The organism is Flavobacterium daemonense, assembly GCF_007341385.1.
In the GTDB taxonomy this organism is placed as follows: domain Bacteria; phylum Bacteroidota; class Bacteroidia; order Flavobacteriales; family Flavobacteriaceae; genus Flavobacterium; species Flavobacterium daemonense.
Genome location: NZ_VJYD01000017.1, coordinates 52,487 through 70,132, shown reverse-complemented (window position 1 = coordinate 70,132; position 17,646 = coordinate 52,487). Strand labels below are relative to the sequence as shown.

Sequence of the window (17,646 nt, the reverse complement as noted above, 5' to 3'; positions counted from 1 at the left end):
GTGAAAATTCGTGTAATTTGTGGCAACTTTTTTATAGCCACAGATTAAAGGATTTTATGGATTAATCTTTTTAATCCTTTTAATCTGTGGCAAAAAATATTTAGCTTGGAAAAGAAATTTTCCCCATTGTTACCGATGGAATTCCTTTTTTTGAACCAAAATTATAATTTCCTCCCGCAACCGTTTCATTTGCCAAAACAGCAAACAAAACCGCTTCTTTCGCATCGCCTGAAATTCCGAGAACGTCGCTTTTTTCAAATTTACAAGACAATAATTTCTGTAACCAACTCACCAATAACGGATTCCTAGCGCCACCGCCCGACATATAAACTGTAAACTCTTCGATTGGTGTTTTAGTATTTTCTACCACAAACAAAACCGCTTCGGCAATCGTCTCAGCACTTAGGCGCGTTAAAGTGGCCAGCAAATCTGGTGCCGAAATGTTCTCTAAACCTAATTTTACCAAAGCCGAGTTCACAAAATCCTGATTGAATAATTCCTGACCAATTGTTTTTGGAAAACTTTTTTGGAAGAATGCGTCGCTTTTTAATTCGCTTAAAAGGGCTTGATTTACAGTTCCGCTTTTCGCAATTTCAGCATCTTTATCGAAGCTTTTGTCAGGGAAAAACTGTTTGGTGAAAATATCTATTAAAGTATTTGCCGTTCCGGTATCGGTTACAAAAACTTCCTCGGCGTTTTGTGAGGCTGGTAAATAGGTGAAATTTGCAATGCCGCCCATGTTGAGCATAATTCTATTTTCGCCTTTTTTGCTGAATAACAAATAATCGCCATAAACGGCCAAAGGCGCACCTTCGCCACCGCCTGCAACGTGTTTTTGTCTAAAATCGGATAACGTGATAATTCCGGTTTTTACGGCAATATGATCGCCATCGCCAATTTGCAAAGTAGCATTTGGAAATTTTTCGTGCTGATGCAAAAACTTTGGCGCATGCAAAACCGTTTGTCCGTGCGATGCGATCAAATCAACTTCGCTTGCGGGAATATTCCATTTTGAAAGACAATCCTTGATCATTCCCGAGTGCAAATCGGCAATCCATGCGTTGAGCAAAACCAAATGCTGAAAATCGATTGTTTTTTTAGCAAATACTTTTCTGATTTCGGTTTTAATGTCTTCGCTGTAATCGATGGTTTCAAACTGCTTGATTTTTACGATTGTACTTTCGCCTTCGCCCGAAACTTCACAAAGCGCCAAGTCAAGTCCGTCAAGCGAAGTTCCTGACATTAAACCTATTATTTTTCGGGTTTCTTTTTGAGCTATATTATAGAGTTTGGTTATGTTTTTATTCATTTTGATGGAATGCTTTTTTGATAATGCTAAAATGGGATTTATTTGGGGATAAATTTAGGGAAAGTTGGGGATTTTTTTGGTTTGCAAAAATGGGTATTTGTACTTGCTGTTTTTCTTTTATTTATTGTTACACTTGCTTGTAATGAATTTTAGTAGAATATGGTTTTCCGTAAAAATGCTATAAATCAGGTAATTAAATTTGGGTGATAATTTAATCTTAAATAAAAAAATAACCAATCAGATAATTAACATAATGAAAATAATATTACCGGAATTAAGAGAAAAAATTAAAATCTTTAATAACTCCATTATTAATTTAAAGGATATTGAAAGAGAAATTGAAGTTGTTCTAACAAAAGAAAATAGAAGTTATGTTACATTCAATCACGATAATAATAAATATTGCATTACTGGAAATAAGGATATTTATTCTGATAATACTGATTTTGTTTTGTTATCGGATGGTGCTCCAACAAATGAAAAAATTGTTATTAAAAAATGGCTGAAACATCCAAGCAAGATAGAGATCAATCCAAAGATAGTACTTGATTCTTGGAAAGATAGTTTTGTTTATAAGAGTGATGATGACTCTAAAATTAAAAAAAATAATGAGGGAGGATTACGAAAACCACAATTAGGAGCCATACATAATATTCTAGGGCATTTGACAAATTCCACGGAAGCAGGAATTGTTGTATTGCCGACCGGAACCGGAAAGACAGAAACTATGCTTTCTGTACTAATAGCTAATAGATGTGAAAAGCTTTTGGTTATTGTACCTTCCGATTCTTTGCGTAGTCAGCTGTCGGAAAAGTTTATTTCACTAGGTATTTTAAAACAATTTGGTATTGTTTCTGAATCGGCATTATATCCCAAAGTTGGAATATTAGATAAGGGAATAAAAAAAATAGAAGATTTAAAGGATTTTTTTGAAAGATCTAATGTTATAGTATCGACAATGAATTTGATTTCAAATATACCTAATGACTACATGGAAGTCATAACTGGTTTATGTTCACATCTATTTGTTGACGAAGCGCATCATGCAAAAGCAAAGCAATGGGATAGAGTGATTGGATATTTTGATAAAGGAAAAGTAATACAATTTACAGCGACACCTTTTAGATACGATGGAGAACGTCTTTCAGGAAAATTTATTTATAATTTTTCTATGAAAGACGCACAAGAGCAAGGTTATTTCCAAAAAATTGATTTCATACCAGTTAAAGAATATGATAGAGAAATCGCAGATAAAGAAATTGCATTAAAAGCAATTGAAAAATTAAAAGAAGATAGAGATGTCAATAAATTAGATCATTTTCTTATGGCAAGATGTAGAACTAATTTAAGAGCTGATGAAGTATTTAAATTGTATGAAAATTATACTGAATTTAATCCTGTTGTTATTCATTCAAATGTTTTAAACAGAAAATTTATTTTAGAAAATATAAAAAAAAGAAAACATAAAATAATCGTTTGTGTTGATATGCTTGGAGAAGGTTTTGATTTACCTGAATTAAAAATTGCGGCGTTACATGATATTAGAAAAAGTTTACCCATTACACTTCAGTTTATAGGAAGATTTACAAGAGTTAGTAACTCTATTAAATTAGGTAATGCTTCATTTATAGCGAATTTGCGACAAGAAGGAATAGAGGAGGGAATAGATTTACTTTATAATAAGGAATCTAATTGGAATACTATTTTGCCAGATTTAAGCCAAATTGCAACTCAAGATCAGATTGATTTTAGCGAGTTTTTAGCGGGATTCAATAATATAGAAGAATCAGATATTCCTTTTCAAAATATAAATCCTGCATTTAGTACATTAGTTTATAAAAACTCAACAAATGTTCTTCAAAAATTAAATGTAATTACTAAGGAAGATTTTCCTGAATACAAGCATCGATTCATTTCATATAATGAACATGAAAGGACTTTGGTAATTTTATTGGGTAAAGAATTTAATGTTGAATGGGGAAGCTTTAGTGAATTTCAAAATTTTGATTGGCATTTAATGGTAATACATTATGAAGTAAAAAATAATTTACTTTTTATTCACTCTTCGGTTAAAAAAGAAAGTTTTAATTTTTTAGTTGATAAAGTTTTTGTTGATGGATATGCAAAAATTTCAGAAATTGATGTATTTAAGGTATTTTATAACGTAAAAAGATTATTGTTATTTAACGTTGGTATGAGGATGACTCCAGGAAAAGATAAGAGTTTTCAATCTTTTTTTGGTAGTAATTTACAATCAGCAATAACAAAAGCAGAATTAAATGCAGGATTTAAGAATAATATTTTTGGAGTTGGTTTTGAAGACGGAGATAAAGTTTCCTTCGGAGCTTCAACTAAAGGTAAAATTTGGTCCTATTTAAGAGGGAATTTAAAAGAGCTTACAAATTGGTGTACAAATGTTGGAGATAAGTTAATTAATCCAGATATCGATCCAAATGAAGTATTGGATACTCTAGAACCTAAGGTCATAGAAAGAAGACCAGCTTCAATACCGTATTTTATTGATTGGAATCCACTATTTTACAAAGAAGTGGACAGGAAATATGAATTAAAGATTTCCAGTGTGTTATATAATTTATGGGATTGTGAATTACAAATTAAAAACCCAAGTGAAACGGGAGATATATTATTTGATTTATTAACGGTAAAAGATGTCATTAGTTTTAAATTAATAATAAATGAAAATGGATTTAAAATAGAAAAAATTTCAACATTAGATGTTCTTATAATAAAAGGATCGCAAGAGCCAAAAGCCCTACTTGGATATTTTAATGGAGATTATCCTCCTCAAATAGGTTTTATAGAAAATTCGATACTTTATGGAAATCGTTACATAAAATATAATGAAGAAGTTTTAGATTTTCCAAAGAATGAAATTATACCATTTGATTGGCAAGGGGTTGATTTAACAAAAGAGTCAATGGGATTTGACGAAAATAATTTTGTGAAAAATTCCATACAATACAAATTATGGGAATCATTAAAAAAGGAAAATTGGGATGTAATTTTTAATGATGATGATAGAAATGAGATGGCAGATTTAGTTTTGCTTAGAGATGAAGCGGATAAAGTTTATTTGAATTTATATCATATTAAATTTGTAACTAAAGGAAAAGACCAATCCATAGCAGTTCCTACTAACAATTTAGAGAATTTAAATTTGTATCAGATATGCGGACAAGTTCAAAAATCTATTAATTGGAAGTATAAAGATTATAAGTTTTTTAAAGAACATTTCAATAGAAGAGAGAATTTGAAAAGGAGAATAAATAAAACAAGAATTTTGAAAGGAGATATAGATATAATTGATGAAGTATGTAACAGTATGAGAAAAAAACCTTTAGAAATTCAAATTTTTTTAGTGCAACCAGGAATAAATAAAAATAATGTTTCTAAAAGTGTTCTAAAGCTTTTGTATGTGACTGCAAATCATTTAGATATTACAGCTGGGCTTAAATTAAAAGTAATAGGGTCTGAAATTTAAAATTTTGCCAATTCATTGACCGAGTTTAATTTGGTAATTTTTATTTTCGTTAAAAATGTCTTATGAACCCAATACCCGTTAGCGGGGATTTGCAATCCGTGCTAACGTTATGTTATTATGGTTGTAAATCTGTACGAGAAGCTCAGGACATTTCAAAATCTTGTTATCCTCGCTAATTTTTCTTAAATTTGAGTAAATGAAGTATTCAAAATAAAAAGTCATACACTCATGTTGTCCGTTAGACTTATTCTGGAAATTATCCATGCGGGATTTTCAAACAGATGGCAAAATAGTATCGTACATAAATCATCAAGACATGAGTTACGAAAAAATCAAAGAAGAATTTATTAAAAGCGCGGAAGCGTATATAAACGCAAAGCGCCAACCTTTTGAAAAATTATCAGGTATGGAACTAGTAGATGCAAAATCTCATTATCTGGATGATTTTCAAGGTTACATTATGCACTTAAACTTTACATTAAATGCATTAATTGAAGAGCATTCGGTATCTTTTCAAACCCCTGAAGAGGCAACTGCTTTTCAAGATTTCATGAAACCGACTTTTGGTAGTGTTGCTTTAAAGTTTACTGAAGGACTTGTTGAGTAAATTTCTTCAAAGTCATCATAAGTTACTACCCTGATAGATTTTGCTAGCGCGAGCGTCTCGCTCGTGCCCTCAAACTTATTCACGAGCAAGATGCTCGCGCTAGCATGGATTTCGTTGCGAAGTTACTTGCGAGGATTTGCTTCGCCTATTCGCTATCGCTCGGGTCTCCTTCGTCGAAATGACATAAAATGAGTCTAAACTCTGTCCCGAAGCTTCGGGATTGACCTTTGCATCTCTGAACCTATTAAAAGAACCTAAAAAATCCCTATTTTTGTAATTCATTTTCAGGTCATAAATAATGTTACTACTTAAGGATTTAGAACAATTATCAGCATCGTTGGAAGGCACACTTTTATACGATGATCTTCATAAAACACTTTATTCGACAGATGCATCGGTGTACCGGATTCGGCCAAATGCGGTGGCTTTGCCTAAATCTACGGCAGATATCAGCAAGTTAATTCGCTTTGCGGGAGAACATCATATTTCGGTTACGCCAAGAACGGCCGGAACTTCACTTGCGGGACAAGCCGTTGGTGACGGACTTGTGGTTGATGTTTCGAAACATTTTACTAAAATAGTAGGTTATGATGCCGAGAAAAAAACGGTTACCGTTCAGCCCGGCGTGATTCGTGATGAACTGAATTTATTTTTAAAACCTCACGGCGTTTTCTTTGCTCCAATTACTTCTACTTCAAATCGCGCGATGATTGGCGGAATGGTTGGAAATAATTCCTCTGGAACCACTTCGATTCGTTATGGCGTTACGCGTGATAAAATTGCTGAGGTAAAAGCGATTTTGAGCGATGGAACAGAAGTGGCTTTTGGCGAATTGACTTCGGCGGAATTTATCGAGAAAACCAAAGGCGATTCTTTAGAAAATAAAATCTACAAAAGCGTTTACGACGAACTTTCGATAAAAGAAAATCAGGAAGAAATTATAAAAGAGTTTCCGAAACCGGAAATTCACAGACGAAATACAGGTTACGCTGTTGATATTTTACTAAGATCAGAATTATTTGGAGGAACAGAACCAACTATAAATCTTGGAAAACTGCTTTGCGGAAGCGAAGGAACTTTGGCCTTTACAACCGAAATCACTTTAAAAGTCGACGATTTGCCACCACCTCATAGTATTATGGTCGTGGCGCATTATCATACGATCCAAGAATCTTTGGAATCTGTTGTCGTAGCGATGAAACATCATTTGTACACTTGCGAAATGATCGACGACACGATTTTGGATTGTACCAAAACGAATCGCGAACACATTAAAAACCGTTTCTTTTTAGTTGGAGAACCAAAAGCGATTATGCTTTTTGAAGTCGCTTCACACACTTTAGAAGATGCCGAAAATCAAGCCAATGCTTTAATTGCAGATTTAGAAAAACACAATTTTGGATATGCCAGCGTTAAATTATTTGGAGCTGATATTGACAAAGCCAACGAACTTAGAAAAGCCGGACTCGGACTTTTAGGAAGTATTGTAGGCGATGACAAAGCAGCCGATTCAATTGAAGATACAGCGGTAGAATTGAGTGATTTACCAGCATATATTGCAGAGTTTTCGGCGATGATGTTGCGTCACGGACAGGAAGCGATTTATTATGCGCACGCTGGTGCAGGAGAATTGCACTTGCGTCCGGTTTTGAATTTGAAGAAAACATCGGATTTAAAATTATTTAGAACCATTGCGACGGAAGTGGCGCATTTGGTTAAAAAATACAGAGGTTCGTTAAGTGGTGAACATGGCGATGGAATCGTGCGTGGTGAATTTATTCCGTTTATGATTGGCGAGAAGAATTACGAATTGTTGAAAAGAATCAAACTAGCGTTTGACCCGAATTCGGTTTTGAATATTGGCAAGATTGTCAATGCTTTGAAAATGGATGAAAACCATCGTGTGATTTCAGGAAGAGTAGAACCAGATATTAAAACATTTCAGGATTTCTCAGATAGTTTAGGAATTTTGCGCGCAGCTGAAAAATGCAACGGTTCTGGCGATTGCCGAAAAATGCCATCGGCGGGCGGAGCTATGTGTCCTAGTTATCGTGCGACGCGAAATGAGAAAGAAACGACTCGTGCAAGAGCAAACGCTTTACGCGAATATTTGACGTATTCTGAAAAAGAAAACAAATTTAACCAGAAAGAATTATACGAAGTTTTTGAGTTGTGTGTAAGCTGTAAAGCCTGCGCAAGCGAATGTCCGAGTAATGTTGACGTTGCAACTTTAAAAGCGGAATTTTTATACCAATACCAAAAAGCAAACGGATTTTCGACCCGAAACAAGATTTTTGCCAACAACGCCAAATTGAACAAAATGGGGAGCAAATTTCCGTCGATCACGAATTTTATTTCGAATCAGTCATTGGTTAAAAAAACAATGGGAATTGCGCCAGAAAGACAAGTGCCGCTTTTGGCGAAAAAGACGTTTAGAAAATGGTATGAAAACAATAAACCTAAAAACGCCGATTTTCCAAACGGACAATTGTATTTGTTTGTTGATGAATTTACCAATTATTACGACGTAAATATCGGGATTGATGCTTTTGAATTATTGACGAAATTAGGTTACGAAGTTTTAATCGTCAATCACGAAGAAAGCGGCAGAACTTACTTATCGAAAGGATTTCTGGAAGAAGCCAAAAAGATAACCGATATTAATGTAAATATTTTTAAAGATTTGATTTCGAGCAATACGCCTTTAATCGGAATTGAACCTTCGGCTATTTTGACTTTTAGAGATGAATATTTACGATTAGCATCGGATAAAGAAAGTGCGGAACGTATTTCGCAAAATGCTTTCACCATCGAAGAATTCTTCAAAAAAGAAATCATCGACGGAAAAATAACGCCAGATTCTTTTTCTGAAGAAACAAAAGAAATCAAAATTCACGGACATTGTCATCAAAAGTCTTTGAGTTCTGTTGAAGCAACTTTTGCCATGCTGAATCTTCCTAAAAATAATACGGTTACGATTTACAATTCGGGTTGTTGTGGAATGGCGGGTTCATTTGGCTATGAAAAAGAGCATTATCAAGTGAGCATGCAAATGGGGGAGGACACGCTTTTTCCAAAAGTACGCAACACTGCTGAGAACGTAAAAATTGCTGCCGCCGGAACAAGTTGCCGTCATCAGATTTACGACGGGACCAAACGTGAAGCACAGCATCCTGTTAGTATTTTGAGGAATTGTTTGAAGTAAAGTTTAACCGCAAAGAGCGCTAAGGATTACGCAAAGAGCGCAAAGATTTAAAATATTTTAGCCACAGATTAAAGGGGGGGGTAAAATAATTAAAATGTTTTTTTCCATTTTATAAACACACAGTTTGTCATTTCGACGGAGGAGAAATCACACTAGAAACTCCGTACAGAGAGTCGCTAATCTTTGTCGAATTTCGTGTGCGATTTCTCCTCCGTCGAAATGACATAAAATGAGAAAAAAACTTTTAACTCAATATAACTTTTTTCCCGGTTTCTGCAGCTTTATAAATAGCGTTGATGACTTTAATATCTTTAAGTCCTTCTTCGCCAGTAATATGATTAGGAAGTTTTTTGTTCTCTAATAATAGTTTTGCAATTTCATCCATTTGTGTTTGTTGCTGGTTTATCACCGGAAATTTTAATGGACCGTTTGATGTTTTTCCTTCAAAAGGTCCGTAGCTTAGAGCCGGACTTAATTCGAAAGAACCTTCATCTGCGGAAGCGAAAAATCGATCAATATCATAAGAAACAGTCGTGTTGCAATTTGCAGTCGCACCGCTTGGGAACTCCATTTGCCAAGAAATACTTTCTTCCGTTTCAGAGAAAATTTGTTTGTTGTACACTTTCCCAAATTGTGCTGTAACCGCAATTGGTTCTTCGCCTAAAACATATCGGCTTGTCTGAATGCAATAAACGCCTAAATCCATTAATGGCCCACCACCAGATAATTTTTTGTTAAGTCGCCATTCGTTTCGATCGCTAAAATTGACAGTATTTTTAGTGTCAAGCGGATCGTGAATTTTGTATCCAAGAGAAGCTTCAATATAACGCACTTGTCCAAAAACTTTCTCTTGTCCTAATCTTTTAATTTCGAGATGTGTAGGTTCGTAATGCAAGCGATAACCTATTGCCAATTGTACTTTATTGTCTTCACAAACTTTGATCATTTCTTCGCAATCTTTAACCGTAATTGCCATTGGTTTTTCTGTAATTACATGTTTTCCGGCTTTTGCAGCGCGAATAACAAATTCTTTGTGAAGTCCGTTTGGTGTTACAACATACACCAAATCTATGTCTTTGTTTTTTATAATCTCATCGAAGTTTTGATAATTGTAAATATTCTTTTCTGGAATATTGAATTTGGTTTTCCATTCAATAGCTTTTTCTGGCGTGCCCGTAACAATTCCTGCCAGATTGCAATATTGCGAAGCTTGAATTCCGTCCGCAAGTCTTGAAGCATAATTTCCTAAACCGCATAAAGCAACATTTAATTTTTTTCCCGTGTAAGGTTTTTGATTTTCTTCTGGTATTGTCAGAAACGAAGGAAGTGAAGTCATAATAACTGATGCGCCAACGCCAACGCCAAATTTATTTACAAAAGAGCGTCTTGAGATTTTTTCCATAAGGTGGTTTTTTAGTTATGTTGTTAATTTGTTAGTACACTGTTGATTAAAAAAGTTACATGCGGTGAGAACTTTGTCAAAGTTTTGAACTTTGACAAAGTTGGCATTGAGATTATCCCCAATCTTGTCATTCCGAGGAACGAGGAATCTCCACGAGTAACTCCGCAACGAAAGTCCGATCTTTGTCGAGCTTCTTGCGGAGATTCCTCGTTCCTCGGAATGACAAACTTTCTGTATAATCTATGGTAGAAAAAGTTCAAAAAAAAGCCTCATTATTCCGAAAAACAACAAGGCTTTGAAAGTTTAAAAACTACTATTTTACTTCGCTCCAGGAGGCGATTTTTCTTTAATATAATTTATAAAAGTGTCAAAAAGATGCTTTCTGGTTCCTTCTCCTTCAGAAATACTATGCGTTCGATTAGGATAAATCATTAAATCAAACATTCGGTCATATTTAACCAATTCATTAATTAGAACTTCTGCATTTTTATAATGCACGTTGTCATCGCCAGTTCCGTGAATGTACAGTAAATTTCCTTTTAGGTTTTTCGCATAAGTTACCGGCGAAGCTTTAGTATAATTAGCTTCATTTTCACTCGGAATTCCCATATATCTTTCGGTATAAATATTGTCATAAAAATGCTGATCAGTTACGGCAGCAACAGCAATTCCGGTTTTATAAATTTCAGGAAACTGAAACATTAAGTTCAAGGTAAGTGCGCCACCGCCGCTCCATCCGTGAATCGCTACTCTTTCAGGATCAATAAAATTCCATTTCAAGACTTCTTTGGCCGCCATTGCTTGATCATGCGTATTGATGATTCCGATGTTTTTGTAAATTGACTTTCTCCATTTTGTTCCTTTCAAGACCGGAGATCCACGATTATCCATCGCAATTCCAATATATCCTTGCGGAACTAAAGGCGTAATCAAAGGGTAAAAATAAGCTTCGTCATTTGCGACAGAAGCCACTGGTTCGCCGTAAACATAAAAGAATACGGGATATTTTTTTGACGGATCAAAGTTTAACGGTTTAGCCATAATTCCGTCTATTTCTACACCATCAACGGTTGTAACTTTAAATTTTTCAAGTGAAAAATTACGTTTTGGAACTGAAAAAGCGTCTGGAGTTTCTGGCAAGATTTTTTTGTGGCCAGACAATGCAATCAAGCGTTTGTTGTAGTCTCGATTGATATTTGAATTTGTATGTGTTGCAAATTCGCCATTTGTAGAAAAATGATATTCATTTGTTCCCTCAAATTCCTTAGGCGTAACGCGACTTGTTTTCTTCGAATCCAAATTGGTCTGGTATAAATAACGCTGTGTAGCATCTGTAGGACTCGCAATAAAATAAATCGATTTTGTTTTTTCGTTAAAAGCTTTAAAATACGCATCAAAATTTTCAGTCGTTATCAGTTCTTTCTTTTTGCCGTCCATGCTGATTTTGTAAATATGCATCCAACCATCAGCATCTGAACTCCATAGAAAAGCTTTTCCGTTATCGACAAACTGACACGGAAAAACATCATATTCTCCAGTTGAAATATCAAATACATCTATCCAAGTCTCTGATTTTTCCTGATAAATCAAGTTGGCTTCTCCCGATTTGGCATTGCACTTGTATATCGATGCTGTATTTTGTGGTCTGTTTAATTGCACAACCATTACATTTTGGCTGTCGATCCATTCCATTCTAACCAAATAATTATTGTCTGGCGCACCCGGAATATTTAACCAATTAGTTTTTAAAGAAGCAATATCGACAACGCCAATTTTTACAGATGAGGGTTTTTCTCCCGCTTTCGGATATTCAACCGGAATGGTAAATGGATAAAGCGCATCAGTATTATTGATCATTAAATGAAATTTTGTTTCAGATGCATCAACGCGCCAAAACGAAATACTTTTTCCATCAGGATTCCATCTAAAACCATCGCGAGCTGCAAGTTCTTCCTCATAAACCCAGTCAAAAGTTCCATTGATGATTTTGTCAGTTCCGTCAGTGGTTAGCGGTGTTATTTTTGCTGAGTTTAAATTTTCAACATAAATATTATGTTTCGAGACATAGGCTACGTTTTCATTATCGCTCGAAAATTTGGCAAACATCAAAGATGATTTTTCCAAGCTTGTTCCTAATTGTCTGCCTTTGCCGGTTTTTAAATCAAAAAACCAATAATCGCCTTTGGTATTAGCTCTCCAAACTTTTTTAGAATTAGTGTAAAGCAACACTTTTGTCTTGTCGTTATTCCAGACTATTTGTTCGATTTCGGTGCTGAACCCCGAGTTTTTTAATTGCGTAGTAGTCAGAATCGTGGTTCCTTGTTTAAATTTATTAACATCATAAACCACAATATTATCTTGTTGATTTACCCAAAGTGAATTTGAGTTTGGCAGCCAATTGAGCTGATCAATGTCAATGTCTTGTGCAAAAACATTGGAGCAGATTAGAAATAATAGAAAAAAGAACTTTTTCATCGACCGATATTTGTATTTAGATTAATAGTGTATTTTTCGAGTTTCAATCGTTTTTAAAATTAATGATTTTTTAAATGTAATATAAATTTTGTACTAAAAGTTTTAATAAAAATTTAAAAACAAATAAAAATTGTTTTTTTTTCTTTTTATTTTGAGACAGAAAAAAAAGAGAAACAACAGAAATTTGCAACAAAAAAAAGAACTTTGCGACTTAGTGCCTTCGTGGCAAAAAAACAACGAAAAAACAAAATCGTTTTATATATTTGAAATAAGGATAATTTTTGCATTATTTGCAAAATAAAACAAAAAGGACTGAATTAAATTAATTTTATAACAGCAAAACATATATGGCATTTTCAAGTTTATTCCGAAAGAAAACAGTACAGGATATTCTGAAGCAGGTTGCTCAGAACGAATCAGATGGTCATAATGCGTTAGGAAAACATTTGACTACCAAAGATTTAACTGCATTCGGGATAGCGGCGATTGTTGGAGCAGGAATTTTCAGCACCATCGGAAAAGCTAGTGCAGATGGAGGCCCGGCAGTTATTTTTCTATTCTTATTTACCGCTTTGGCTTGTAGTTTTGCCGCTTTTGCTTACGCCGAATTTGCTTCAATGGTTCCAGTTTCAGGAAGTGCTTATACGTATTCATATGTTGCTTTTGGAGAAATTATCGCTTGGATAATTGGTTGGGCCTTGATCATGGAATATGCCGTTGGAAATATAACGGTTGCCATATCGTGGAGTGATTATTTTACCGGACTGCTCCAGAGTGGCGGAATTCATCTCCCGCAATGGATTCAGATGGATTATTTAACCGCTTCAAACGGTTTTCATGATGCCGAGGCTTTAATGCGAGGCGGAAAATCATTCGAAAATTTAAGTGTTGCTTTACAGCAAGCACATACAGCTTGGACAACAGCGCCTACAATAGGTTCTTTTCATTTTGTAACTGATTTACCAGCTTTATTTATTATTATTTTGATTACGGCCTTGGTTTACAGAGGAATGAAAGAATCTCGTAATGCAAGTAATTTAATGGTTGTGGTAAAACTTTGCGTGGTTCTTTTGGTAATTGCTGTTGGAGTATTTTATGTAGATACTGCAAATTGGGATCCGTTTGCTCCAAATGGAGTTGGTGGCGTTTTGAAAGGCGTTTCTGCAGTTTTCTTCGCTTATATTGGTTTCGATGCGATTTCAACAACTGCGGAAGAATGTAAAAATCCACAGCGTGATTTACCACGAGGAATGATGTGGGCCATTATCATTTGTACCATCTTATATATTGCTATTGCTTTGGTTTTAACCGGAATGGTAAAATACAACGAATTAAATGTTGGAGATCCTTTGGCGTTTGTTTTCGACAAATTAGATTTAAAATGGATGTCGGGAATTATTGCTGTAAGTGCAGTAGTGGCGATGGCGAGTGTTTTATTGGTTTTCCAAATGGGACAACCTCGTATTTGGATGAGTATGAGCCGTGATGGTTTATTGCCAAAGAAATTTTCTACGGTTCACCCAAAATTTAAAACACCATCTTTTGCTACAATTGTAACTGGTTTTGTGGTTGCGGTTCCAGCTTTGTTTTTGAATTTGACAATGGTGACTGATTTATGCAGTATCGGAACTTTATTTGCTTTCGTACTAGTTTGTGCAGGAGTTTTGGTGTTGCAAAACAAACCTGAAATTCCGAGAGGAAAATTCAAAACGCCTTATATCAATGCAAAGTTTATTATGCCAGTTTTAATGATTGCAGGATTGTATTATGCATTTGCATTCAATAATAAAGCTACAATGGCTTTTATTAACAATGAAGCGCAAACAAACGATGCAACAACAATTATTACTTCATTAGATAAAGAAGAATCTGCAAAAGTTTTTAATTATTTAGAAAGTATCGACGTTCACAATAAAACTGCCGAAACATCAGATTTAGAGCATTTATTAAGTCAATATCAAGATGATGACGCAAAATATGTTGAAGTTGTAAAAGGACTTCCAATCAATGATTCATTGAAATACGAATCAGGTTTCAGTTTATTCAAACACAAAATTCCAATGTGGATTTTCTTATTCGTTTTAGTTGGATTAGCAGTTTGGGCTTTCAGAAAAAACCTTTCTTTAATTCCGCTTTTAGGATTAATCTGTTGCCTTTATATGATGGCCGAATTAAGCGTTTGGAATTGGATTTATTTTACTGTTTGGTTGATAATCGGATTACTGATTTATTTTGGCTACAGCCGAAAAAATAGTAAATTGAACTTGAGTAATTCTTAATTGTTAATTATAAATTATAAATGGAAAAGCCGTTTTGAAAACTATTTCAAAACGGCTTTTTTGTTTTTATAAAATATTCTCATTTTTTAAAAGCTTTTTCTTAGGTTTGTTTCAAGCAAGTTTAAATTTAATTTTTTTGATACATGAGTTTTCTTAGTAAAATATTGGGTAAAAAAGAATCTCCTATAATTTCATACAGTGATTTCTGGGATTGGTTTTTAAAACATGAAAAAGAGTTTTTCAAAGTTGTCAAAAAAGGTGATAATATAGAACAGGATTTTTTTAAAAAATTAAATCCAAAATTGGATGAAATTCATAAAGAAATTTATTTTTTAACAGGAATGTTTGATGAAGATACCGCAGAATTGATTTTAACGCCTGACGGTGCAATTAGAAATATTTTTTTAGTAGAAGAACTCGTAAAAGCAGCTCCTAAAATTAACGGTTGGAAATTTACCGCCCTTAAACCCTCATCTAATATTAAGGATGTTAGTATCACTATGGGTGGATTCAAGTTTAATAGTGAAAATTTAAGGTTTTATCCTAATTTGCATAAAGATTATCCAGATGAAATTGATTTAACGATTGTCTATGACAATTTTGTTGAAGATAAAAAAAGAGTGCAAACTAATGGGGTTTATATTTTTCTAGATAACTTCTTAGGAGAATTGCATTCAATTACTTTAATAGATAGTTTAAAGATCGTCGGTAAAAATGATATTTCTGAAGAATTAATTCCGATTGAAAAATTAAAAAATTATTTAATTTGGAGAGAGAAAGAATTCATTGAAAAATATGAAGGTGTAAGACATGATACGGAAAATGATAACTATTCAAGTCTGGAAGCAAAAACAAAAGAGGGAGAAATTGTTTTAGCGATAGTTAATAGTGATATTTTAGAATGGGATAAAAAAGCTTCTCATCCATGGGTTTTAAGTATTGAGATTCTATTTGATGGAAGCAATAATAATGGAATGCCAGATGATGAAACTTATCAATTATTGAACAAGATTGAGGATGACATAACGCTTGATCTTAAAGATTTAGATGGTTATTTAAATGTAGGAAGAGTAACAAGTGCAGGTCAAAGAGAAATCTTTTTTGCTTGTAAAGAATTTAGAAAACCACCTAAAGTTTTAAATGCTATTATTAAGAAGTTTAATCAATTTGAGATTAGTTACGAAATATATAAAGACAAATATTGGCAATCTTTCAAACATCTTGAACATTAATAAAAAAAGCCGTTTTGAAAATTGTTTCAAAACGGCTTTTTTGTGTTTTGTCATTTCGACCGGAGGGAGAAATCACACTAGAAACTCTACAAAGATTGGTGTCGGTAGGAAAGGAGTTCCTTGTGTGATTTCTCCCTCCGGTCGAAATGACAAACTGAAAAAATAACCTGCGTAAACCTGTTTAAACCTGTAAAACCCGTGGGCTAGAAACTTCCAAAATCCCAAGTTCCACCATACAAGCTTTCATCATTTTATAAGTACGATCAATGTCGTTATCCAAACCAATAGAAAAACGAATCAGACCATCAGTCAATCCCATTTCTTTTTGTTCATCTAACGGAATCTCACTTGAAGTTGAGGTTCCTGGCGCGCTGAAAAGCGTTTTGTAAAAACCTAAACTCACTGCTAGATAACCTAGATTTCTTTCCTGCATCAATTCCATTAATTCATTGGCTTTTTCCAAAGTTCCAACATCAATTGTAAGCATTCCACCAAAACCATATTCTGGATTAATCATCGTTTTGTACAATTCATGACTTGGGTGGCTTTTCAAACCTGGATAAACCGTTTTTAAACCATCTTTTTCAAATTGATCTGCAAGGAAATGCGCATTGTGACTGTGTTGTTTAATTCGGATATGAAGTGTGCGCAAATTTTTCATTACAGAAGCAGAACGCAAACTATCCATTGTTGGTCCTAAAAGCATGCTCGCGCCAGAATTTACATTTTTCAGCGAATTAATAAATTCTTTCGAAGCACAAGTTACACCGCCAACAGTGTCACTGCTTCCATTAATGTATTTTGTCAAACTGTGAATCACAATATCAGCGCCTAATTTTGCAGGAGAAACCGATAATGGTGAAAACGTATTATCGACAACTAATTTTAAATTATGCTTTTTTGCAATTTGCGCCAAACCAGCAATATTCGCAACTTCAAGCAACGGATTACTAACGGTTTCACAATACAAAACTTTCGTTTTTGGCGTAATTGCAGCTTCCACAGCTTTTAGTTTTGTAATGTCAACAAAGCTCGTTTCAATGCCAAATCTTGGCGTAAAGTTTTTCAAGAAAGCATAAGTACCTCCATAAATAGTTCGGCTTGAAACAATGTGATCGCCAGCACCGCAAAGCTGTAATAGAGTAGGCGTAATTGCTCCCATTCCAGAAGCCGAAACATTTGCCGTTTCCGTTCCTTCCATCGCTGCCAAAGCCTGATCCAAATATAAATTACTTGGCGATGAATGGCGCGAGTACAAATAACAGCCTTCCATATTTCCCTCAAAAGTATCGAACATGGTTTTAGCCGAAAGAAAAGTATAAGTCGAAGAATCAGAAATCGACGGATTCACACCGCCAAATTCACCAAAGTATTGCAAATCCTGAATTTTATCTGCTGGGTTGAAGTTTTTCATTTATTGATTGTTTATTGTTTTTTGTTTATTGTTTGTTGTTGAAATTGAAATTGAAATTGTCTTCCTGAGCGAAGTCGAAGGATTAGGAGCTATTTCCTGCTATCCGTTTCAATCTTTTGTGTCTCGTTAAAGAAACGAGACACAAAAGGATTTCCACTTCTATCAGGGCTAGGGCACTCATTTTCAAAAGAAATTCTATTCAAAATAAGGTCTAATTAGAA

The 17,646-nt window shown here is 34.3% G+C and carries 9 protein-coding genes; 5 read left to right on the top strand and 4 right to left on the bottom strand.

Going from position 1 to position 17,646, the window contains the following annotated elements; translation table 11 throughout:
• Window positions 1-100: 100 nt before the first annotated feature.
• Window positions 101-1,309, bottom strand: a complete 1,209-nt coding sequence (locus tag FND99_RS17960) for an anhydro-N-acetylmuramic acid kinase (protein WP_144339320.1) — start codon at window positions 1,307-1,309, stop codon at window positions 101-103.
• Window positions 1,310-1,562: 253 nt separating this feature from the next.
• On the opposite strand from FND99_RS17960, the gene FND99_RS17955 reads away from it, so the two are divergent.
• From FND99_RS17955 to FND99_RS17945, 3 genes are all read left to right on the top strand, one after another.
• On the top strand, window positions 1,563-4,811 hold the full coding sequence (locus FND99_RS17955) for a DEAD/DEAH box helicase (protein ID WP_144339319.1): 3,249 nt from the start codon (window positions 1,563-1,565) through the stop codon (window positions 4,809-4,811).
• A 316-nt stretch (window positions 4,812-5,127) separates the two neighbouring features.
• Entirely contained in the window at window positions 5,128-5,418 is a 291-nt protein-coding gene (locus tag FND99_RS17950; protein ID WP_144339318.1) for a hypothetical protein, read from the top strand.
• Window positions 5,419-5,716: 298 nt separating this feature from the next.
• Window positions 5,717-8,623 carry an FAD-binding and (Fe-S)-binding domain-containing protein gene (locus FND99_RS17945; RefSeq protein ID WP_144339317.1) on the top strand — a complete coding sequence of 969 codons (2,907 nt, stop codon included), beginning with the start codon at window positions 5,717-5,719 and terminating at the stop codon, window positions 8,621-8,623.
• 244 nt (window positions 8,624-8,867) lie between these two features.
• Here FND99_RS17945 and FND99_RS17940 read toward each other — a convergent pair whose 3' ends face one another.
• Together FND99_RS17940 and FND99_RS17935 are read right to left on the bottom strand one after the other, a co-directional pair.
• Window positions 8,868-10,025, bottom strand: a complete 1,158-nt coding sequence (locus FND99_RS17940; protein ID WP_144339316.1) for a Gfo/Idh/MocA family protein — start codon at window positions 10,023-10,025, stop codon at window positions 8,868-8,870.
• Window positions 10,026-10,343: 318 nt separating this feature from the next.
• Window positions 10,344-12,500, bottom strand: a complete 2,157-nt coding sequence (locus FND99_RS17935; protein ID WP_144339315.1) for a S9 family peptidase — start codon at window positions 12,498-12,500, stop codon at window positions 10,344-10,346.
• 347 nt (window positions 12,501-12,847) lie between these two features.
• Here FND99_RS17935 and FND99_RS17930 point away from each other — a divergent pair, with 347 nt between their 5' ends.
• The gene (locus FND99_RS17930) at window positions 12,848-14,779 is read left to right on the top strand and encodes an amino acid permease (protein ID WP_144339314.1); all 1,932 of its coding nucleotides are present in this window, start codon (window positions 12,848-12,850) and stop codon (window positions 14,777-14,779) included.
• A gap of 143 nt (window positions 14,780-14,922) precedes the next feature.
• On the top strand, window positions 14,923-16,011 hold the full coding sequence (locus FND99_RS17925) for a DUF695 domain-containing protein (protein WP_144339313.1): 1,089 nt from the start codon (window positions 14,923-14,925) through the stop codon (window positions 16,009-16,011).
• Between the two features lie 181 nt (window positions 16,012-16,192).
• Here the strand turns inward: FND99_RS17925 and FND99_RS17920 are convergent, their stop codons facing one another.
• Window positions 16,193-17,425, bottom strand: coding sequence for an aminotransferase class I/II-fold pyridoxal phosphate-dependent enzyme (locus FND99_RS17920; protein ID WP_144339312.1), 1,233 nt, complete (start codon window positions 17,423-17,425; stop codon window positions 16,193-16,195).
• Window positions 17,426-17,646: the final 221 nt, after the last annotated feature.